Annotated in this window: 20 protein-coding genes; 13 read left to right on the top strand and 7 right to left on the bottom strand. The window is 71.1% G+C overall.

The genetic code is table 11. The features are described from left to right. The first annotated feature begins 23 nt into the window (after positions 1–23). Positions 24–833 carry an IclR family transcriptional regulator gene (locus tag CHB84_RS08315; RefSeq protein WP_089300949.1) on the top strand — a complete coding sequence of 270 codons (810 nt, stop codon included), beginning with the start codon at positions 24–26 and terminating at the stop codon, positions 831–833. Between the two features lie 14 nt (positions 834–847). On the opposite strand, the gene CHB84_RS08320 is transcribed toward CHB84_RS08315, so the two are convergent. Further along, positions 848–2,728 (bottom strand): heavy metal translocating P-type ATPase, encoded by a 1,881-nt coding sequence (locus CHB84_RS08320; RefSeq protein WP_245818636.1) that lies wholly within the window; start codon positions 2,726–2,728, stop codon positions 848–850. A 187-nt stretch (positions 2,729–2,915) separates the two neighbouring features. On the opposite strand from CHB84_RS08320, the gene CHB84_RS08325 reads away from it, so the two are divergent. After that, positions 2,916–3,278: an ArsR/SmtB family transcription factor gene (locus tag CHB84_RS08325; RefSeq protein WP_089300950.1), complete on the top strand. Its 363-nt coding sequence runs from the start codon at positions 2,916–2,918 to the stop codon at positions 3,276–3,278. A gap of 96 nt (positions 3,279–3,374) precedes the next feature. Here CHB84_RS08325 and CHB84_RS23905 read toward each other — a convergent pair whose 3' ends face one another. From CHB84_RS23905 to CHB84_RS08350, 4 genes are all read right to left on the bottom strand, one after another. Continuing rightward, entirely contained in the window at positions 3,375–4,577 is a 1,203-nt protein-coding gene (locus CHB84_RS23905; RefSeq protein WP_217898490.1) for an NTP transferase domain-containing protein, read from the bottom strand. Further along, positions 4,574–5,200, bottom strand: coding sequence for a TetR/AcrR family transcriptional regulator (locus tag CHB84_RS08340; RefSeq protein ID WP_089300951.1), 627 nt, complete (start codon positions 5,198–5,200; stop codon positions 4,574–4,576). The genes CHB84_RS23905 and CHB84_RS08340 overlap by 4 nt, the downstream gene beginning before the upstream one ends. 36 nt (positions 5,201–5,236) lie before the next feature. After that, positions 5,237–5,626, bottom strand: a complete 390-nt coding sequence (paaI, locus tag CHB84_RS08345) for a hydroxyphenylacetyl-CoA thioesterase PaaI (RefSeq protein WP_089301062.1) — start codon at positions 5,624–5,626, stop codon at positions 5,237–5,239. A 67-nt stretch (positions 5,627–5,693) separates the two neighbouring features. Beyond that, positions 5,694–6,440 (bottom strand): IclR family transcriptional regulator, encoded by a 747-nt coding sequence (locus CHB84_RS08350; protein WP_176439857.1) that lies wholly within the window; start codon positions 6,438–6,440, stop codon positions 5,694–5,696. Positions 6,441–6,523: 83 nt separating this feature from the next. Between CHB84_RS08350 and CHB84_RS08355 the strand changes: the two genes are divergently transcribed. Both CHB84_RS08355 and CHB84_RS08360 read left to right on the top strand, forming a co-directional pair. Further along, positions 6,524–7,285, top strand: a complete 762-nt coding sequence (locus tag CHB84_RS08355) for an alpha/beta fold hydrolase (protein ID WP_089300953.1) — start codon at positions 6,524–6,526, stop codon at positions 7,283–7,285. 5 nt (positions 7,286–7,290) lie between these two features. Next, positions 7,291–8,565: a cytochrome P450 gene (locus tag CHB84_RS08360; RefSeq protein WP_245818630.1), complete on the top strand. Its 1,275-nt coding sequence runs from the start codon at positions 7,291–7,293 to the stop codon at positions 8,563–8,565. Between the two features lie 11 nt (positions 8,566–8,576). Here CHB84_RS08360 and paaK read toward each other — a convergent pair whose 3' ends face one another. Continuing rightward, positions 8,577–9,836 (bottom strand): phenylacetate--CoA ligase PaaK, encoded by a 1,260-nt coding sequence (gene paaK, locus CHB84_RS08365; protein WP_425432290.1) that lies wholly within the window; start codon positions 9,834–9,836, stop codon positions 8,577–8,579. Positions 9,837–10,022: 186 nt separating this feature from the next. On the opposite strand from paaK, the gene CHB84_RS08370 reads away from it, so the two are divergent. The 8 genes from CHB84_RS08370 (at position 10,023) to paaE (ending at position 17,698) form a co-directional block, all read left to right on the top strand. Further along, positions 10,023–10,715, top strand: a complete 693-nt coding sequence (locus CHB84_RS08370) for an AraC family transcriptional regulator (protein WP_176439858.1) — start codon at positions 10,023–10,025, stop codon at positions 10,713–10,715. A 47-nt stretch (positions 10,716–10,762) separates the two neighbouring features. Next, complete coding sequence (locus tag CHB84_RS08375; protein ID WP_141134615.1) at positions 10,763–11,704, top strand: hypothetical protein; 942 nt, start codon at positions 10,763–10,765, stop codon at positions 11,702–11,704. A 171-nt stretch (positions 11,705–11,875) separates the two neighbouring features. Continuing rightward, entirely contained in the window at positions 11,876–13,924 is a 2,049-nt protein-coding gene (gene paaZ, locus CHB84_RS08380) for a phenylacetic acid degradation bifunctional protein PaaZ (protein WP_245818632.1), read from the top strand. Beyond that, positions 13,921–14,895, top strand: coding sequence for a 1,2-phenylacetyl-CoA epoxidase subunit PaaA (gene paaA, locus CHB84_RS08385; protein WP_089300957.1), 975 nt, complete (start codon positions 13,921–13,923; stop codon positions 14,893–14,895). Before paaZ ends, paaA begins: the two co-directional genes overlap by 4 nt. Further along, the gene (gene paaB, locus CHB84_RS08390; protein ID WP_089300958.1) at positions 14,892–15,209 is read left to right on the top strand and encodes a 1,2-phenylacetyl-CoA epoxidase subunit PaaB; all 318 of its coding nucleotides are present in this window, start codon (positions 14,892–14,894) and stop codon (positions 15,207–15,209) included. Before paaA ends, paaB begins: the two co-directional genes overlap by 4 nt. Positions 15,210–15,223: 14 nt before the next feature. Then, positions 15,224–16,105 (top strand): 1,2-phenylacetyl-CoA epoxidase subunit PaaC, encoded by an 882-nt coding sequence (gene paaC, locus CHB84_RS08395; protein WP_089300959.1) that lies wholly within the window; start codon positions 15,224–15,226, stop codon positions 16,103–16,105. After that, positions 16,099–16,614, top strand: coding sequence for a 1,2-phenylacetyl-CoA epoxidase subunit PaaD (gene paaD, locus CHB84_RS08400; RefSeq protein ID WP_089300960.1), 516 nt, complete (start codon positions 16,099–16,101; stop codon positions 16,612–16,614). The genes paaC and paaD overlap by 7 nt, the downstream gene beginning before the upstream one ends. A 1-nt stretch (position 16,615) precedes the next feature. Next, positions 16,616–17,698 carry a 1,2-phenylacetyl-CoA epoxidase subunit PaaE gene (gene paaE, locus CHB84_RS08405; protein ID WP_089300961.1) on the top strand — a complete coding sequence of 361 codons (1,083 nt, stop codon included), beginning with the start codon at positions 16,616–16,618 and terminating at the stop codon, positions 17,696–17,698. On the opposite strand, the gene CHB84_RS08410 is transcribed toward paaE, so the two are convergent. Further along, a complete protein-coding gene (locus CHB84_RS08410) occupies positions 17,699–18,997 on the bottom strand; it encodes an alanine racemase (RefSeq protein ID WP_089300962.1) in 1,299 nt (432 codons plus the stop codon). A gap of 159 nt (positions 18,998–19,156) precedes the next feature. Here CHB84_RS08410 and CHB84_RS08415 point away from each other — a divergent pair, with 159 nt between their 5' ends. Continuing rightward, complete coding sequence (locus tag CHB84_RS08415) at positions 19,157–19,798, top strand: bifunctional 4-hydroxy-2-oxoglutarate aldolase/2-dehydro-3-deoxy-phosphogluconate aldolase (protein ID WP_089300963.1); 642 nt, start codon at positions 19,157–19,159, stop codon at positions 19,796–19,798. Positions 19,799–19,911: the final 113 nt, after the last annotated feature.

Consider the following 19,911-nt stretch of genomic DNA (forward strand, 5'->3'; position numbering starts at 1 on the left):
CAGCCGGGACACGAGGGATCGGGATGGACGAGCCGGACTCCGACACGGAGCGCGGGACGCACCGCGTGCAGTCGCTGGAACGCGGGCTGGCAGTGATCAAGGCGTTCAACTCCGGTGCCGCGGAGCTGACCCTCAGCGACGTCGCCCGCTCAACCGGGATGACCCGCGCGGCGGCGCGCCGCTTCCTGCTGACCCTGGAAGGGCTCGGATACGTGCGTACCGACGGGAAGTACTTCTCGTTGACGGCCCGGGTCCTGGAACTGGGGTACTCCTTCCTGTCGAGCATGTCGTTGCCCGAGGTCGCCCAGCCGCACCTCGAGCGGCTTTCCGCGGAGGTGCACGAGTCCAGCTCGGTGTCGATCCTCGACGGCACCGACGTCGTCTATGTCGCCCGCGTGGCTGTGTCGCGCATAATGGCCGTGACGATCAATGTGGGCACTCGCTTTTCCGCGCACGCCACGTCCATGGGGCACGTGTTGCTGGCCGGGCTGGATGAGGAGGCGCTGCGCTCCTACCTGGACGAGGCACGCCTGGACCGGCTGACCTCGCGCACCATCACCACCCCGGACGAGCTGGCCACCGAGTTGCGCGCGGTGCGCGAGCAGGGCTGGGCGCTGGTCGACCAGGAGCTGGAGGAAGGGTTGCGATCGATCGCGGTGCCGATCCGCGACCGCGGCGGAGAGGTCGTCGCCGCCGCGAACATCTCCTCGCACGCCAGCAGGACCACGCTGGAGTCGATGTGTACCGACGTGCTGCCGAGGTTGCGCGAGTGCGCCACGCGGATCGAGGCGGATCTGGCCGTCACCGCCCCGCGCCGGGTGGGCAGGGGATAGGCGGCACGCCCGCCTCAGGCCCGCCATGCCGCCTCGCGCAGCAGGCGTAGCCCGTTGAGCGCGACGAGCACCGTCGATCCCTCGTGGAACGCCACGGCCACCGGTAGCGGGAGGTGGCCGACCAGTGGCCAGGTCACCAGAGCCACGATGAACGACCCGGCGATGGCCAGGTTGGCGATGACGAACCGGCGCGCCCTGCGGGACAGCCGGAGCACGGCGGGAACGGTGGCCAGCTCGTCACGCACCACCACGGCGTCGGCCGTGGTCAGCGTGAGGTCGGCGCCCACACGGCCCATCGCCACTCCGCAGCTCGCTGCCGCGAGCGCAGGGGCGTCGTTGACCCCGTCGCCGACTACCAGCACCCGCTCGCCCCGTGCCTCGCGCTGCCGCACCAGCGCGACCTTGTCCTGCGGCAGCAGCCCGGCATGCACCTCGCCGATGCCGACCTCGTCGGCAACGGTCCGTGCTGCTGTGTGGGTGTCCCCGGTGAGCAGGACCGGCGTGGTGCCGGTCAGCGCCGCGAGATCGTGCACCGTCTGCCGTGCCAGCGGGCGTAACCGGTCGCCGAGCCCGAACACGCCCGCGGGCACTCCGTCCACCACGACCAGCACGACCGTGGCCCCGGTGGCCTCCAGCCGCGCGACCCCGGCACGGGCCCGCTCCCGCGCGGTGCCGTCGCACCCGGCCAGCAGCGCGGCCGGGCTGCCGACCTGGATGCGCCGGGTACCGACCCGGGCGTGGACCCCGAGTCCCGGGCGTGCCTCGAAATCGGTGACCGGCGGTATCGTGATGCCGCGCTCCGTAGCGGCCGCGACAACGGCCCGGCCGAGGGGGTGCTCGCTCGGGTACTCTGCCGCTGCCGCCAGGCCCAGCAGCTCGTGGGTGTCCAAGCCGCCTCCTGCGAGTACCTCGACGCCGGTGACCCGCGGCGTCCCCTCGGTCAGCGTGCCCGTCTTGTCGAAGGCGACGGTGGTCGTGGCACCGAGCTTTTCCATGACCACGGCCGACTTGGCGAGCACGCCATGCCTGCCTGCGTTGGCGATGGACGACAGCAGCGGGGGCATGGTGGACAGCACCACTGCGCACGGTGACGCCACGATCATGAAGGTCATCGCGCGCAGCAGGGTGGGCTGCAGGTCCGCGCCGAACGCCAGCGGCCCGAAGAACAGCGCGAGCGTCGCGGCCACGACGGCGACCGAGTAGCGCTGCTCGATCCGCTCGATGAACAGCTGCGCCTTCGCCTTCGTGGCCGATGCGTCCTCGACCAGCGTCACGATCCTGGCGAGCACGCTCGCCGAGGGGTCCTGGCTCACCCGTACGCGCAACGTGCCCGCTCCGTTGAGGGTGCCCGCGAAGACGCCGTCACCGGCCGAGGCAGGCACGGGCAGTGGCTCTCCGGTGATCGAGGACCGGTCGACGTCGCTGTGGCCGTCGAGGACCTCGCCGTCCGCGCCGATGCACTCCCCGGGGCGCACGACGATCACGTCGTCGACCGCGAGGCGGGCCGTGTCGACGCTCTCCTCGGTGCCGTCGGGGCAGAGCCGGTGCGCGCGGTCCGGCGCGAGGTCGAGCAGACCGCGGACCGAGTCCGCGGTGCGCCTGGTGGCCAGGGCCTCGAGCGCGCCGGAGACGGCGAAGATCACGACCAGCAGCGCCCCGTCGAGGATGTGTCCGATGGCGGCCGCGCCGAGCGCGGCGGCGATCATGAGCAGGTCGATGTCCAGCGTCTTCTCCCGCGCGGCGCGCAGGCCTGCGAGGCCGGGCCGCCAACCGCCGGTGACGTAGCAGGCCAGGTAGAGCGCCCACCACAGCCCGTCCGGTGCCCCGGCGAGCTGCGCGAGCGCGCCTGCGGAGAACAGGGCCGTCGCGGCGGTGGCCCAGCGCACCTCGGGCACCGCGACGGTGCGCGTGCGACCGGGTCGCGGTGCGGGTTTGTCGGCGGCGGGGGCTGCGGGATCGGCCCGCGAGCTCGCCTGGTCTGTCGGGCTCACCTGGTCCTCCGAGTCGTGGCTCAACGTCACTCGGAAGAATATAGGATCATATGAAGAGTTCTTCAACAATACCGGCTGTTAGTATTGCCGCGTGGGTCACGGAGTCAAGGGCACGAGTCCGAGCGCCGCCGCGCTCGACGCCGACAGCGCCGTGACCGTCGCCGCCACCCTGCAGGCACTGGCCACGCCGAGCAGGCTGCTGATGCTCACCCGCCTGCGGCAGGGGCCGTGCGCGGTGGGTGAGCTGGCCGAGGCGGTGGACATGGAGCAGTCCGCTGTGTCCCACCAGCTCCGGCTGCTGCGCGCGCTCGGCCTGGTCTCGGGACGGCGCTCGGGCCGCAGTATCGTCTACAGCCTCTACGACAACCACGTGGCGCAGCTGCTGGACGAGGCGATCTACCACATCGAGCATCTCGGCCTCGAGGTCGAGGACGTGCCCACCGAGTCCGCGTGACGAACCGCGCGGCACGCCAGGGGGTGGGAGCCGAAGGTGACATCGGGCTCCCTCTATGGAACCGAGGTCACCTTCGGCTCCACTCCCGAACCGGGCTCAGCCGGACCAGTCCGGCTCGTTGCCCGGCTTCCACTTGATGTTGCAGCCCATGCTCGGCCGCTGCTCGGCGTCGAGCGGCGCGCCCCGGAGCAGGGCCGTGACCGCGTTGTCGAGTTCCGCGCCGGTGACGGGCTCGTCATTGCCGGGAGTCGCAGCGTCGAAGCGCCCCCGGTAGACCAGCCGCCGGCCGGAGTCGAACAGGAAGAAGTCCGGCGTACAGGCGGCACGGTAGGCATGGGCCACCGACTGCGTGGGGTCCGAGACGTACGGAAACGTCCAGTTCCATTCGGCGGCGAACTCGACCATCTTCTCCGGGCTGTCCTCGGGGTGGGAGTCGGTGTCGTTGCTGTTGATCCCGATGACCGAGACCCCGGAGTCGATCCATCGTGCTGCCGCCTCGCCGAACGGCACAGCGATGTGCGCCACGAAGGGGCAGTGATTGCACAGGAAGGCGACCAGCGTGCCGTGCCGGCCCGCGACAGCGTCCAGTGACCAGATCTTGCCCGACGGGTCGGGCAGTGCGAAGTCCGGTGCATGGGTATCTAGCGAAAGCATGGTGGATTCGACACGAGCCATGGGCGTCACCGTACCGTGTCCGAGCCGCGCGCGGGCACCGTGCACCCGCCGTACCTCGGCGAGATCGTCGGCGGTGTCGACGTCGAAGGGAGTGCCCGCGTCGTCGCAGTCGACGGCGGTCACCAGCGCGGGGTTGGCGCGAAGGAACCCGCGTGCACCGGAGTCGCCGTGCGCGTGCTCGACGACGCTCGACCAGACCGACCTGTCCAGCAGGACCGGGTTGCGCGTCACCCCCAGGTAGCGCGCGGCAGCTACCACCGCGCCCGCCGCGTGCGCCGCGCGCAGCCTGCGCAGCGCCTCCACATCGATGAGTGGCTGGTCGACGAGCGTGATGAGCACGGCGTCCACACCGGACGGCAAGGAGCGCAGGCCTGCGCGCAGCGAGGAGGCGAGGCCGTCCGCCCAGTCCTCGTTGGTCACCAGGTGCGTGTCACCGAGGTCGGCAACGGCGCGCACCCGGTCCGCTGCCGCGCCGAGCACCACGTGGATCGGTTCGCAGCCCGCGTCGCGTAGCAGGGCGGCGCCGTGTTCGACGAGGGGCCTGCCGTCGAGTTCGGCGAGTGCCTTGGGGCCGCCGAAACGGGTACCCGCTCCGGCGGCCAGCAGTAGCCCGGCGACCGTCATGCGCGACCGTTCACCCGGATACCGTCGAAGGCGATCCTGGCCACGGCATCGGCCAGACCGGCATCGTCGGTGTCGAAGCGCGGCCGGTACCACTCGATGATGGAATTGACCATGCCGAACAGGAGCCGGGCCGTCGTCGCGGGGTCGACGTCGGGCCGGACGTCACCTTCCTTCTCCGCCTGCAGCACGAGCTCGCCCACGATACGGTCGAACTCCCGCCTGCGGTCGAGCGCGGCGCGCTCCACCTCGGTGTTGCCCCGCACACGCAGCAGCAGCGTGACGAATGGCAGCTGCTCGACGAGCACGCGCACGCTGCCGCGCACCAGATGCTCCAACCGGTCGATGGCCCGGCCGTCGGCCGCGCCTGCCTCCGCGGCGACGGCGAAGAGCTCGTCGAGTGCCCGGTTGGTGCCCAGCCGCAGTAGCTCCTCCTTGCTGTCGACGTGGTAGTAGATGGCCGACTTGGTGATGCCGAGCTTCTTGCCGAGGTCCTCCATGCTCGTGCCGTCGTAGCCGCGTTCGTTGAACAGCGTGACGGCGATGTGCAGCAAGGTCTCCTTGTCGTAGCCGGGACGCCCGCGCCGCCTGCCGCGGGTGCCCGCGCTACCGGGTGCTGTCGCCATGACGCGCAGTCTCCCAGACTCTCGGGGCCGACACGGTCAGTGACGTTGCTGATCGACGACGCGGCTGTGCCCGCGGAACTCCGCGACCACGTCGAGGTCGCCCGCGCGGCTGCGGTGCACCGTCACGTCGTAGATGCCGCTGCGGCCGAAGGTGGTGCGTTCCGCGGCGGTCGCGATCAGCACGTCCGAGCGGTGCACGGCAGCGACGAACGTGATCTCCGCGGCCGAGGCGACCGTCACGGGGCCGTGGCTGTTGCACGCGCAGGCGAAGGCCGTGTCGGCGAGCAGGAACACGTACCCGCCGTGTGCGATGTCGTGCCCGTTGACCATGCCGGGCAGGACGGTCATCCGCGTGACCGCCCTGCCGTCGGCTGCCTCGAGCAGCTCGATACCCAGCGATTGCGATGCCGTGTCCACGTCGAACATGGCATGCGCCGCGTTCTCTCGCACCTGGCCCACCATTGTGTTGACCGAATGGACGGTTGGGAATAGCTCAAGGGCAGTAAACGGAGTACCCGATCCGGGTGTCAAGTGACCGGGCCGCGGAGCTGCCCGCGATCGCCTCGGCGGCCGCGCGGACCGCCTCGGCCGTGGCGGGCGTGTCGAGCTCGGACAGGGCGACCACGCCGACGCTCGCCTCCGCGGGACCGTCGGCGGCGGGCAGGGCAGTGGCCAGCCCCCAGGCGCCCTGCTGGAGCTCGCCGGCTGTCACCGCGTAGCCGCGTTGCCGTGCCCTGGTGACCTCGTCGCGCTCGCCGGGCACGGGAGGGCGACCGGCGAGGATGGCGACGCCGGCGGCGCTCACGGTGAGGGGATGGCGTGTGCCGAGCCGGTAGCTCACGTGCAGCTGCGCGTGCGGCGGCTCCACCACGCAGATGCCGACAGCCTCGTGCCGGTCGGCGACGGCGAGGAACGCGGTCGCCGCGGTGTCCGCGGCGAGCCGGGTCAGGTGTGGCTCCGCTGCGGAGCGCAGGTCCGCGCGGACGGTGCCGGCGAGCTCGACGAGGCCGGTGCCGAGCTGGTACCTGCCGTCGCCGGTGGTCACGACGAGCTCGTGGGCGCGGAGCGTGCCGAGCAGCCGGTAGACCACCGTGCGGTGCAGGTCGAGCGCGGAGGCGATCGCGGCCACGCCGAGGCCCGCCGGGTTGTGGTGCAGCAGCTCGAGCACCCGCAGGCCGTTGCCCAGCGTTCGGGAGTACGCGGCACCCGCCGCGTTGACATCGGGTGTGAGCTGGTTCACCATTACTCCTCGATAAGTGCGAATGACGCACGGTAGGAGCGAATATAGCACCTGCCGTCCTCGTCACGACACCGGAGGTTGCTGTGGTCAGTGCGGAGATTCACCGTGTCGGCTCGGGAGAGCATCCCGTCATCGGGTTGCACGGGTGGTTCGGCTCGGGACAGGCGTGGCGACCGCTGTGGCCGCACCTGGACGGCGCCACCTTCAGCTACGCCTTCCCCGAGTACAGGGGGTACGGGGCGCGGCGCGGTGTGACCGGCGAGTACTCCATCGCCGAGGCGGCCTCCGACGTGCTCGCCGCGGCCGACAAGCTGGGGTTCTCCTCGTTCTCCCTGGTCGGGCACTCCATGGGCGGCAGCGTCATGCAGCGTGTCTACGCCGATGCGCCCGAGCGGGTCCGTTCCATGGTCGGCATCTCGCCGGTTCCGGCGAGCGGCGTTCCGTTCGACGAGCAGACCTGGCAGCTGTTCGCGGGCGCGGCAGCCGATCCGGGCAGCAGGCGCGCGATCGTGGACTTCACCACCGGTAACCGGTTGACCGGAGTCTGGCTCGACTCGGTGGTCGCGCACTCGCTGGAGCACTCCGACCAGCACGCCTTGGACGCGTACCTGCGGGCATGGTCGTCCACGGACTTCCACGAGGAGATCGACGGCAGCGACGTCGCGGTACAGGTGATCGTGGGCGAGCACGACCCGGCACTCGGCGAGGACACGATGCGGGCGACCTTCGCCGAGTGGTACCCGCGCCTCGAGATGGAGGTGATGGCCAACGCGGGGCATTACGCCATCGACGAGACGCCGGTCGCGCTGGCGACGTGCATGGAACGGTTCCTCGGGCAGCGGTGATGAGCGTGCCGGGCAGCGATGAGCCCACCTCGCCGCCGGACGTGTTCGACCCGCGGATCTTCGCGGAGGGTCCGCCGCACGAACGGTTCCGTGTGCTGCGGGACGCGATGCCGGTGTGCTGGCAGGCCGAGCACGAGGTGTTCGACTGGCCTGCGGGCCCCGGGTACTGGGCGGTCACCCGCTACGCGGACGTCAAGCATGTGCTGCGCACCCCGGAGGTGTACTCGTCCTGGCTGGGTGCGACGCAGATACGCGACCCCGACCCCGAGGACCTCGCGTTCATCCGGCGCATGATCCTCAACATGGACGCTCCCGAGCACGTCCGGCTGCGACGCATCGTCGCGGGCGTGTTCACCAGGCGGAGGCTGGAGCACATCGCCGGGCGGATCGCCGCTCGCGCACGGTCGCTGGTCGACGCGGTCGCCGCGCAGGGGCACTGCGACCTGCCAGGGGAGGTCACCGACGACTTCCCGCTCGCCAACCTCGCCGAGCTGCTCGGGATGCCGGAGGCGGACAGGGGGCTGCTACTGGAGTGGACCAACCGGGTGATCGGTTACCAGGACCCCGAGCACGCGGAGGTTGTACGCGACGAGACCGGCACACCGGTCAACCCTCGCTCGCCGGCGATGCTGCGGGACATGTTCGACTACGCGCAGGACCTGGCCGCGCACAAGCGACGGAACCCGGCAGACGATCTGATGACCGCGCTGGTGCACGCATCCGTCGACGGCAGGCAGCTCGACGACGCCGAGCTGGAGATGTTCTTCTTCCTCCTGGTCATCGCCGGTAACGACACCGTGCGCAGCGCGCTTCCCGGAGGGGTGCTCGCACTGACCGAGCACCCGGACCAGTACCGGCTGCTGCGCGAACGCCCCGAGCTGCTCCCGGCCGCGGTCGAAGAGATGCTGCGCTGGCACCCGCCCGTGCTCAGCTTCCGCAGGACAGCGGCCGTGGACACCGAGCTGGCCGGGACGCGGATCGCCGCCGGGGACAAGGTGGTCGTCTACCACGTCTCGGCGCACTTCGACGAGCGAGCCTTCACCGACCCGTTCCGCTTCGATGTCACGAGGGACCCCAACGATCACCTGGCGTTCGGGCAGGGTCCGCACGTGTGCCTCGGCGCGCACTTCGGGCGGCTGCAGATGCGCCTGTTCTTCGAGGCACTGCTGGGCAGGCTGCCGCAGGTCGAACGGGACGGCCCCGTGACCCGGCTGACGTCGAACTTCATCAACGGCATCACGCACCTGCCGTTGCGCTGGTCACCCCCGTCCGGCCGGTAGCAGGTGCCGGATTACTCGCCGCGCCGGTCGACCACGCGCCGGATCTTGCCGACCGAGCGCTCCAGGGTGTCCTCGTCGACGACGTCGATCCCGACGGAGATGCCGACGCTGTCCTTGACCCGTGCCGCCACCTCGGTGGCAGCTGCCGCCCTGCGTTCGGTGTCCGCGTCGCGGCGGGCCTCGACCCGCACGGTCATCTCGTCACGGCGGTCGCGTGTGGACAGCTCGAGCTGGAAGTGCGGTGCCAGGCCGCGCGTTGCCAGCACGATTTCCTCGATCTGGGTGGGGAAGACGTTCACCCCGCGGATGATGATCATGTCGTCGGAGCGGCCGGTGACCTTCTCCATGCGGCGCATGGCCGGTCGCGCGGTCCCGGGCAGGAGCCGGGTGAGGTCGCGGGTGCGGTAGCGGATGATCGGCATGGCCTGCTTGGTCAGCGAGGTGAACAGCAGCTCACCGTGCGCGCCCTCGTCGAGCACGCTCTCGTCGAACGGGTCGATGATCTCGGGATAGAAATGGTCCTCCCAGATGTGCAGCCCGTCCTTGGTCTCGACGCACTCCTGCGCCACCCCGGGGCCGATCACCTCGGACAGCCCGTAGATGTCCACGGCGTCGATCCCGGCGCGTTCCTCGATCTCGGTTCGCATCCGTTCGGTCCAGGGCTCCGCCCCGAAGATCCCGACCCGCAGCGAGGCGGACCGCGGGTCGATGCCCTGCCTGTCGAACTCGTCGAGCAGGGTCAGCATGTAGGACGGCGTGATCATGATGATCTCCGGCCGGAAGTCGGTGATCAGCTGGACCTGGCGGGCGGTCATACCGCCGGAGGCGGGTACGACGGTGCAGCCCAGCCGCTCCGCGCCGTAGTGCGCACCGAGGCCTCCGGTGAACAGGCCGTAGCCGTAGGAGACGTGCACGAGCTGGCCGGGACGGGCTCCTGCGGCGCGCATGGATCGTGCCACCATGTCGGCCCAGAGATCGAGGTCCTGCCGGGTGTAGCCGACGACGGTCGGCTTGCCCGTCGTGCCGCTCGAGGCGTGCAGGCGGCGCAGGTCCTGCCGGGGTACGGCGAACATGCCGAAGGGATAGTTGTCCCGCAGGTCGTACTTGGTCGTGCAGGGGAACCCCGCGAGGTCGTCGAGGGTGCGGCAGTCGGAGGGATGCACGCCTGCCTCGTCGAACCTGCGCCGGTAGAACGGCACGTTCTCGTACGCGTGCCGTAGCGTCCACTGCAGACGCTCGAGTTGCAGCTCACGGAGCTCCTCGCGGCCGATGCGTTCGTACGCCTCCGGATCGTTCGACTGCCGGGCCGATGCCTGCGTCACGAGCGCCACCACCTCGGAAACTGACCGAACGGACGGTTATTGTCGAGCGCGCCCAGTAAAGAACCGGCCGACGCCGGTGTCAAGGGATGGCGCGCCGGACGGTTCGCTGTCGGTGCCGCACGGCACGATGGAGCCATGTATCGCGAGCTCGCTCCGCCCCACCGGCTACGCCCGGCAGTGGCCTGCCTGTGGTGGTCCAGCGCGGACGGGCCGAAGCGGATCGTGCCCGATGGCTGCCTCGACCTGATCGTCGGGCACGACCAGGTGTTCGTCGCCGGTCCCGACACCCGTGCGTGGATCTCCACGCTCGCGGGCGAGTCCACGCTGCACGGTATCCGCTTCCGTCCGGGCCAGGCGCCGCGCGCGCTCGGTGTCGCGGCCGAGGAGCTACGGGACCGGCGCGTACCGCTCGACGAGCTGTGGTGCCGCAGGGGCGGCGAGGTGACGGAACGGTTGTTGCACCGGCCTTCCGGGCTGGCCGACGTCGTCTCGGCTACCCTCACCGGTCCGCAGGATCACCAGGTGGCTCTGCTCCTCGACCGGCTGGGGGCCGGGGTGCCCCGGGTGCGTGCCGCGCTGGCCGATCTCGAGGTAGGGCAGCGTCAGCTCCGCAGGCGGTTCACCGCGGCCGTGGGGTACGGCCCGGCCACGTACCTCAGAGTGGCGAGGTTACAGCGGGCGCGTGCGCACGCTACGGCGCGCCCGACGGGGTTGGCCGAGCTCGCCGTGGTGGCCGGTTACGCGGATCAGGCGCATCTCGCACGGGATTGCCGTGCGCTGACCGGGCTGACCCCCGCCGAGTACTTCGGCGCCATCGCCGCCGGATGACCGTTCCGTTCAAGCCACGTGCGCGTGCACAGGCATACCGTGCCGGTATGGAATCGAACGAGATGTCGACGCAGAGCCGCGTGCGGCGCGGACGGGAGTTCCTTGAGGCGCACGGCCGGGTGCTCGAGCGCAGGCTGGCCGAGCTGCACCTGGACGGCGGTGGTCCCGCAGTGGCGAGCGCGGTGCTGGATGCGGTGGCGAGCTACCGCAACCCGGACGGCGGGCTCGGCCACGGCCTGGAACCCGATGCCCAGGATCCGGCGAGCCAGCCGCTCGCCGTGGACTTCGGGCTGGAGATCGTCGAGCAGGTTCTCGACGCACCCGGTGGCCGGGACGCCGCCGTGTGCGAGCGCGCCGGGACGCTGGCCGCGGGGGTGCTTCCGTTCCTCGAGTCGGTCACCGCGCCGGGCGGTGGGGTGCCGATCGTGCTGCCGTCTGTGGCCGCGCATCCCCGTGCCGAGCACTGGGGGGACGGGCGGTTCCCTGCCGGTCTCAACCCCACGGCCGGTATCGCCGCGCGGCTGCGCCGTGCCGGTGTGCGCGGGGCGTGGCTGGACGCGGCCGAGGAGTACTGCCGCCGCGAGATCGACGCGTTGGACGCAGCGGTGGACGCGCACACCGTGTCGAACGTGCTGTGCTTCCTCGACCATCATCCCGACCGGGAATGGGCCCCGGAATGGGCCCCGGAATGGGCTCAGCAGTGCCGTGCGACGCTGTTGAGCCGGATGGGGGAGTGGAGTCTGTTCCACCTCTACCCTGGTGAGGGCTACGGCCTGAGCCCGCTGGACCTCGCCGCGACTCCCGCGCATCCGCTGCGGAGCGCGTTCCCCGCCGACGCCGTCGCCGCGCATCTCGACGTGCTCGCCGCCGCGCAGCAGGAGGACGGCGGCTGGCCGCTGTCCTGGCAGCCGCCGGGCGTGGCCGCCGAGCTCGCCTGGCGCGGTGCGCTCACCCTGCGTGCCCTGCGCATCCTGACGGCCACCCCATGATGTGGGCTGAATGACGCTTTCAGTCCGTCATGCGGAGTGAATGACGCATTCAGCTCGCCAAGTGGACTGAAAGCGTCATTCAGCCCATCGGACCGTCTTCCGTTCGCGGGGTGGTGGCGCTAGGATAAATTACTGAACGGGCGGTCGGTAATTCGTGTGGGAGGCTCTGAGGTGAGCGATTCCGTGGGGCTGGTGCGCAGCTATGTCCAGGGTCGGTGGCAGGCGCCCGAGGACGAGGGCACGCCGGTGTACCACGCGGCGACCGGGGCTGAGGTCGCGCGCGTGTCGGCCACCGGCATCGACAAGGCCGCCGCGGTGGAGTACGGCCGCCGGGTCGGCGGGCCTGCCCTGCGGGAGCTGACCTTCCACCAGCGCGGAGCGCTGCTCAAGGCACTCGGTTCCTACCTGCGCGAACACCGCGAAGGACTGTACGAGCGCTCGACGTGGACCGGCGCGACGCGCGGTGACGCGAAGTTCGACGTCGACGGGGGTATCGGCGTGCTGCTCGGCTACGCGAGCAAGGCCAAGCGGGAGCTGCCGAACGATACCGTCTACACCGAGGGGGCCGTCGAGCCGCTCGGCAAGGGCGGCAGCTTCCTCGGCCAGCACGTCGCCACGCCGTTGCACGGGGTGGCGGTGCAGATCAACGCGTTCAACTTTCCCGTGTGGGGGCCACTGGAGAAGCTGGCTCCGGCGTTCCTCGCCGGCATGCCCAGCGTGATCAAACCCGCGGGCCCCACCGCCTACCTCACCGCGCGCCTCGTGGAGCTGATCGCCGAGTCGGGGCTGCTGCCCGACGGTGCCGTCCAGCTGATCTGCGGGGGAGCCGGCGAGCTGCTCGAACAGGTCGGCCCGCAGGACGTGGTGTCGTTCACCGGGTCGGCTGCCACCGCCCAGAAGGTGCGCACACACCCGACGCTGGTACGCAACGCCGTGCGGTTCAACGCCGAGGCGGACTCGCTGAACGTCTCGATCCTCGGACCGGAGTCCGGGCCCGGCACCGCCGAGTTCGACCTGTACGTGCGGCAGCTGGTGACCGAGATGACGGTCAAGGCCGGGCAGAAGTGCACAGCCATCCGCAGGGCCGTCGTGCCGGAAGCGTTGATCGAGCCGGTGACCGAGGCCGTCGTGGAGCGCCTGCGGGGAGTCACTGTCGGGCATCCCGCCGACCCGTCGGTGGGAATGGGGCCGCTGGTGAGTACCGAGCAGCGTGCCGAGGTGCGCCGCTCGTTGAAGGCACTGTGCGACGCGGGCCGGGTGGTCTACGGCGATCCCGAGTCGGTCGAGGTCACCGGCGCAGACGCCGAGCGGGGAGCGTTCGTCTCACCGGTGCTGCGCCGCGCGGACGACCCCGAGCGCGCCGAGCCGCACGAGGTGGAGGCTTTCGGGCCGGTGGCAACGCTGATCCCGTACTCGTCGGCCGCGGACGCCGTCGACCTCGCCGCGCGCGGCGGTGGCAGCCTGGCGGGCTCGGTGGTCACCTCCGACGCGGAGTTCGCGCGGGAGGTCGTCGTCGGCGCGGCGCCGTGGCACGGTCGCCTGCTGGTGCTGGACGAGTCGAACGCGGCCGAGTCGACCGGCCACGGATCGCCGCTGCCTGCGCTGGTGCACGGTGGTCCCGGTCGCGCGGGCGGCGGCGAGGAGCTCGGCGGGGTGCGCGGCATCCTGCACCACATGCAGCGCACCGCCGTGCAGGCCGGCCCCGACGTGCTGACGGCTGTGACGGGACGCTGGATGCCGGGGGCGAGCAGGACGGTCTCGCAGACCCATCCCTTCCGCAAGTCGCTGGCGCAGCTGCGGGTCGGCGACGCGGTGGTCGCCGGACCGCGCACGGTCACGGCCGAGGACGTCGCGCACTTCGCGGAGTTCACGGGCGACACCTTCTACGCCCATACCGATAAGGACGCTGCGGAAGCCAATCCGCTGTTCGGCGGGATCGTGGCGCACGGCTACCTCGTGGTGTCGTTCGCGGCCGGGTTGTTCGTCGCCCCGGAGCCGGGGCCGGTGCTGGCCAACTACGGGTTGGAGAACCTGCGGTTTCTGACCCCGGTCAAACCCGGTGACGAGCTGACCGTCTCGTTGACGTGCAAGCAGATCACCTCGCGGACCGACGCCGACTACGGCGAGGTGCGGTGGGACACCGATGTCACCAACCAGGACGGTGACTCGGTCGCCAAGTACGACGTGTTGACCATGGTCGCCAAGGAGAACCCGGCATGACCACGACGGAACCGGACCAGAGCGAGCTGGAACGGCAGTTCGAGGACACGATCGGCAGGGACCAGCGGATCGAGCCGCGGGACTGGATGCCGGAGGGGTACCGCTCGACGCTGGTGCGCCAGATCGCCCAGCACGCCCACTCGGAGATCATCGGGATGCAGCCCGAGGCGAACTGGATCACCAGGGCACCCTCGCTGCGGCGGAAGGCGATCCTCCTGGCCAAGGTGCAGGACGAGGCGGGGCACGGGTTGTACCTGTACTCGGCTACCGAGACGCTCGGGGCGGACCGGTCGGAGCTGACCGGCAAGCTGATCAGCGGCAAGCAGAAGTACTCCTCGATCTTCAACTACCCGACGTTGACCTTCGCCGATGTCGGGGTGATCGGCTGGCTGGTCGACGGAGCGGCGATCTGCAACCAGGTGCCGTTGTGCCGCTGCTCGTACGGGCCGTACGCGCGGGCGATGATCCGGATCTGCAAGGAGGAGTCGTTCCACCAGCGGCAGGGCTACGAGCTGTTGATGACGATGATGCGTGGCACGCCGGGGCAGCGGCGGATGGTGCAGGAGGCCACCGACCGCTGGTGGTGGCCGTCGCTGATGATGTTCGGTCCGCCGGACGGCGACTCACCCAACACCGCGCAGTCGATGGCCTGGAAGATCAAGCGGCACACCAACGACGAGCTTCGCCAGCGCTTTGTCGATATGACGGTGCCGCAGGCGGAAGCCCTCGGCGTCACGCTGCCCGATCCCGACCTGCGGTGGAACGCCGAGCGCGGGCACTACGACTTCGGTGAGATCGACTGGACCGAGTTCACCGCCGTGGTCAAGGGCAACGGTCCCTGCAACGCGCAGCGGGTCGCGCAGCGCAGGCACGCGCACGAGGGGGGCTCCTGGGTGCGCGAGGCCGCGGCCTCGCACGCGCAGAAGCAGGAGGCCCGACGGCGGGTCCGGCAGGGGGAGGGAGCGGCATGAGCGGGCAGGCTGGCGAGCGCAGCGACGCGAGCGGCGCGCAGTGGCCGCTGTACGAGGTGTTCGTACGCAGCAAGCGAGGGTTGAACCACGTGCACGTGGGCTCGTTGCGTGCCGCCGACGAGCGGATGGCGTTGCGCCACGCACGCGACGTCTACACCCGCCGCAACGAGGGTGTGAGTATCTGGGTGGTCGCCGCGGCCGATATCACCGCATCCAGCCCGGACGAGAAGGACCCGTTCTTCGCGCCGAGCGGCGACAAGGTGTACCGGCATCCGACCTTCTACGACATTCCCGACGACGTGCCGCACATGTGAGGGGGTGGCGCGCTGTGTCCTTCGACAACGCCTACGAGGCGATCACCGAGCAGAACGACGCACGCTGGGCGTTCGGGACCGGGTTCGACAGCCCGCTGTCCGGTGTGGACTCCGAGCTGCCCGAAGGGGTGGATCGCGCGGACCTCGCCGCCTACAGCCTGATGCTCGCCGACGACGCCCTTGTCGTCTCGCACCGCCTGCAGCAGTGGTGCACGCACGCTCCGGAGCTCGAGGAGGAGGTCGCGCTGGCCAACATCGCGCTGGACCTGCTCGGCCAGGCCCGGATGCTGTACTCCCGCGCGGGCCAGGCCGAGGGCGGCGACCGCGCCGAGGACGACTACGCGTACTTCCGCACCGAGTCCGAGTTCGGCAACGTGCGGCTGGCCGAGCTCGCCCAGCCGGATTTCGCGTTCCTGGTCGCGACCCTGCTGGTGTTCACGACATGGCGGCTGGCGCTGCTGCAGCGGATGACGGGCTCGCGCGACCCGGTGCTCGCCGCGATCGCGGCCAAGGGCATCAAGGAGGTCACCTACCACCGTGACTACGCGGCCCAGTGGGTGGTCCGGCTCGGGGACGGCACCGACTACTCGCGGCAGCGGATGCGCGACGCGCTCGAGGCCGTGTGGCCGTACGTGGACGAGCTCTTCGCCACGCATCCTGTCGAGCGGCGGATGGCCGAGGCCGGCGTGGGCGCCGACCCGGCGTCGCTGCGCGACGAGTGCGCCGCGGTGTTCGGCACGGTGCTGGAGAGCGCGACGCTCGAGGTGCCGCAGGTGTCGCCACGAGCCGGGGTCGCCGGACGCGCGGGCAGGCACGGCGTGCACACCGAGTCCATGGGCTACCTGGTTGCGGAGCTGCAGTCGGTGGCGAGGGCGTACCCGGAGGCGACATGGTGACCACCCAGGAGCACGCCCGCGCCGTGGCCGCGCGCGTGACCGACCCCGAGCTGCCCATGCTCACCCTGGACGACCTGGGTGTACTGCGCGACGTCACGGTCACGGGGGACGGGGTGGTCGTGACGATCACCCCGACCTACTCGGGCTGCCCGGCGCTGGAGGCCATGCGCGACGATCTGGTCGGCGAGCTGCGGGTAGCCGGGTACCGGGACGTGACCGTACGCACCGTGTTGCATCCCCCGTGGAGCAGCGACTGGATCTCCGAGGACGGCAGGCGCAAGCTCGCCGAGGCCGGCATCGCACCACCGGGCCCCGCGCCCGCGCACGGCCAAGGCCCGATCCCGGTGACCCTGCACACACCCCGCAGCCAGGTGCCGAGCGACGTGTGCTGCCCGTGGTGCGGCAGCGCGGAGACCTCGGAGATCTCCAGGTTCGGCGCCACGGCATGCAGGGCACTGCGCAGATGCTCGACCTGCGCCGAACCCTTCGAACACGTCAAGGAGATCTGAGGTGACCGCCAGTACCAGCACCCGGACGCGCGTGCGGTTCCACACGCTCACCGTCGCCGAGGTGGAGCGCCTCTGCGCAGACGCGGTCGCGGTCAGTTTCGACGTGCCTGCCGAGCTGGCCTCCGACTACGCGTTCCGCCCCGGTCAGTCCGTGGTGGTGCGGCGCACGGTGGACGGCCGGGAGCAGCGCCGCAACTACTCGATCTGCGCCCCCGCCGGGGCCAGGCCCAGGATCGGGGTGCGCGAGATCGCCGGCGGGGAGTTCTCCCCGTGGCTGGTGCACCGGTTGCGGCCGGGGGAGCGTCTCGAGGTCTCCACCCCGACGGGATCGTTCACCCCGGACACCGCGTCCGCCGCGCACCACGTGCTTGTGGTGGCGGGGGCGGGCATCACGCCTGCACTGTCCATCGCCGCCTCGGTTCTCGCGGACGGGCGCAGCACGGTCACCCTGCTCTACGGCAACCGGCGGAGTGACACCGTGATGTTCGCCGACGAGCTGGCCGACCTCAAGGACCGCTACCCGGAGCGTTTCGAGCTGGTCCACGTGCTGTCCAGGGAGCCGCGCGAGTCCGAGCTGCTGACCGGCAGGCTGGACGGGACCAAGCTGCGCGAGCTGGTCCCGGAGCTGATGCGCGTGCCGGAGGTCGACCACTGGTGGCTGTGCGGCCCGTTCGGGATGGTGACGGAGGCGGAGGGCGTGCTGGACCAGTGGGGTGTACCCGGCGAGAGGGTGCATCACGAGCTGTTCTATGTCGGGGAGGAGCCCCCCGAACCGGAGCGGCACGTCGAGCAGGCGATGTCGGGCGCAAGCACCGAGGTCACCGTGATCCTGGACGGCAGGTCGACCACAACGGCGGTCTCGCGGGAGACCCCGATCCTGGACGGTGCCCAGCGAAGCCGCCCCGACCTGCCGTTCGCCTGCAAGGGCGGGGTGTGCGGCACGTGCCGGGCGAAGCTCGTCGACGGCACCGGATACATGCGACGGAACTTCGCGCTCGAGCAGTCCGAGGTGGACGACGGTTTCGTGCTCACATGCCAGACGCTGCCCACATCCGAGCGCGTCACCGTCGACTACGACACGTAGCTAGAAGAGCGTGCGGACGGCGTCGACGACGCGGTCGGCGTCGTCGAGCACCGGGATCAGCTGCCACTTGTCGAACACGGTGCAGGGGTGGGACAGCCCCAGCTCGACGACATCACCGACGCCGAGCAGGCCGGGCTCGGTGTCGCAGAACCCGTGGTGGTCGTTGAGCTCGACGATCCGCGCCCTGCCGTCCAGCGGCTCGCGAACCCCCTCGCGATACATCGCGCGCGGCACGGGCAGGTCGATGTCGAACGAGACATCGCGCTTGCCGGCACCCAGCAATGACCGGCCCGGCTCCGGGCAGGACAGCACGCGAGCGAAGCAGGACAGCGCGGGACGCAGGGGGTCCCGGTCGGCCGCCGAGCGCAGCGGCGAGCTGCGCTCGTACAACAGGTCGTCGTGGGCGAGGTAGCAGCCGGACCGGACGATGAACCGCACCGGGCGAGACAGCAGCGGCATCGCGGCGAAGGCCCCGGCGACCAGGTCCGGGTAGGCGCTGCCGCCCGCCGTCACGAGCACCTCGTCGTTCGCAGCGAACACGCCGCGGGCGTCCGCCCGCACGACGAACTCGGTGAGCCGCGCCAGCCAGTCGCGGGCCACCTCGGGCGCCTGCCCGTCCCGGACCTGGGGCAGCGCACCCTCGTACCCTTCGATCCCGGCCAGCTCGAGCCGGGGACTTCCTGCGATGCGCTCGGCCAGCTCGAGCGCCTCGGCGGTGCCGCGTACCCCGGTGCGGCGCCCCGCGACGCCGAGCTCGAGCAGCACGGGCAACGGGCGCTCGGCAGGCTCGAGGTGCCGCTCCAGCACCGTGAGCCCGTCGGAGGAGTCGACGAGGCAGAGGGGCTCGAAGTCCGGGTCGGCCAGCGTGTCGGCCAGCCAGCGGAGCTGGGCGGGCTCGACGACCTCGTTGGCGATGAGCACGCGGCCGACGCCGCAGGTGCGCATCACTCGTGCCTGGGCCACGGTGGCCGCGGTCAGCCCCCACGCGCCGTGGGCCAGCTGGGCCGACCACAGCCGGGGTGCCATCGTGGTCTTGCCGTGCGGGGCGAGCTCGACGCCGTGCTCGGTGCACCATCTGGCGAATCGGTCGAGGTTGTGCGTCAGCGCGCTGTCCCGCAGCACGACAGCCGGCAGCCACAGGTCGTCCAGCTGCCAGCCTGCGGAGCGTGCCTCGGCGGCCGTCGCGGGGCTGGCAGGCAGGCTGCGCGCGGGTACCGGTTCCGCGTCGAGCTCGGCCAACCGCTGCGCGGGCAGGGCACCGCCCGGGTGGGGGCGCGGGGATCGTGCGGGGCCGGTCATGCGCGTGCTCCTCGGGGAACGGGTTCGGCACGTCGGGAGCGACCCTGTTGCGTGGTCGCCAGTACAGTGTGCGACATTCGCGCCGAACGGGGCCGGTTGCTCGCCGGCCCCGTTCCCGCAGTGCGCCCCGAACACCAGCACCGGCCGTGAGGAGCTGGGATGGATCCGACCATGACACCTGCCACGGAACCCGTTCCGGACTGGACGGGGTTCTTCGCAGGCCATCTGGACCCCGTACCGCTCGTCGTGATACTTCGTGGACTGTCCGAGCGGGATGCGGTAGCCGCCGCGCACGAGGCATGGGACGCGGGAGTCCGACTTGTCGAGGTCACTCTCGAAAGCGAGGGAGGACCGGGGGTGCTCGACGCGGTCGTGCGTGCCGCCCCCGAGGGACTGCCCGTCGGTGCCGGCACCGTCACTACGCCCGAACGCCTCGACACGGCGGCGGAGGCGGGTGCCCGGTTCGCCGTCGCTCCCGGCCTCGACCCGGACACCGTGGCGGCCGCCGGACACCGCGGCATGCCGTTCCTGCCGGGTATCGCCACTCCGACCGAGGCAGGGCAGGCGCTGCGGCTCGGCGTCGCCACCGTGAAGGCATTCCCCGCATCGACCCTCGGGCCCGACTGGGTACGCGCGCTCGCCGGGCCGTTTCCCGAGCTACGCGTGCTCGTCACGGGCGGTGTCACCATCGACACCGCACCGGCGTTCCTGCGTGCGGGGGCCGCCGGTATCGGGGTCGGCGGTGCATTCACCGGCGGCGGGCTGGCCGGCCTGGTGCGGACCGTCCGGACGCCGGCGTGAGGAGGTGCAGGCCGAGGCCGCCTCGGGAGCACGGCACGTGCCGTGCTCCCGCCGGAGCGGGCCGTGGGAGGCCGGTCGGCTCGGCGGGGACCGGCCTCCCACGAGCTTCCACA

Source organism: Haloechinothrix alba, assembly GCF_900188115.1.
In the GTDB taxonomy this organism is placed as follows: domain Bacteria; phylum Actinomycetota; class Actinomycetes; order Mycobacteriales; family Pseudonocardiaceae; genus Haloechinothrix; species Haloechinothrix alba.

What these genes read in the sequence shown, in the direction of transcription:
- CHB84_RS08340 (WP_089300951.1), bottom strand. Translation starts at nt 5,200, where the DNA reads ATGGCGACAGCACCCGGTAGCGCGGGCACCCGCGGCAGGCGGCGCGGG.
- paaI (WP_089301062.1), bottom strand. Translation starts at nt 5,626, where the DNA reads ATGTTCGACGTGGACACGGCATCGCAATCGCTGGGTATCGAGCTGCTC.
- CHB84_RS08370 (WP_176439858.1), top strand. Translation starts at nt 10,023, where the DNA reads ATGTATCGCGAGCTCGCTCCGCCCCACCGGCTACGCCCGGCAGTGGCC.
- CHB84_RS08375 (WP_141134615.1), top strand. Translation starts at nt 10,763, where the DNA reads ATGGAATCGAACGAGATGTCGACGCAGAGCCGCGTGCGGCGCGGACGG.
- CHB84_RS08410 (WP_089300962.1), bottom strand. Translation starts at nt 18,997, where the DNA reads ATGACCGGCCCCGCACGATCCCCGCGCCCCCACCCGGGCGGTGCCCTG.
- paaD (WP_089300960.1), top strand. Translation starts at nt 16,099, where the DNA reads ATGGTGACCACCCAGGAGCACGCCCGCGCCGTGGCCGCGCGCGTGACC.
- CHB84_RS08315 (WP_089300949.1), top strand. Translation starts at nt 24, where the DNA reads ATGGACGAGCCGGACTCCGACACGGAGCGCGGGACGCACCGCGTGCAG.
- paaB (WP_089300958.1), top strand. Translation starts at nt 14,892, where the DNA reads ATGAGCGGGCAGGCTGGCGAGCGCAGCGACGCGAGCGGCGCGCAGTGG.
- CHB84_RS23905 (WP_217898490.1), bottom strand. Translation starts at nt 4,577, where the DNA reads ATGACGGTCGCCGGGCTACTGCTGGCCGCCGGAGCGGGTACCCGTTTC.
- paaA (WP_089300957.1), top strand. Translation starts at nt 13,921, where the DNA reads ATGACCACGACGGAACCGGACCAGAGCGAGCTGGAACGGCAGTTCGAG.
- CHB84_RS08415 (WP_089300963.1), top strand. Translation starts at nt 19,157, where the DNA reads ATGGATCCGACCATGACACCTGCCACGGAACCCGTTCCGGACTGGACG.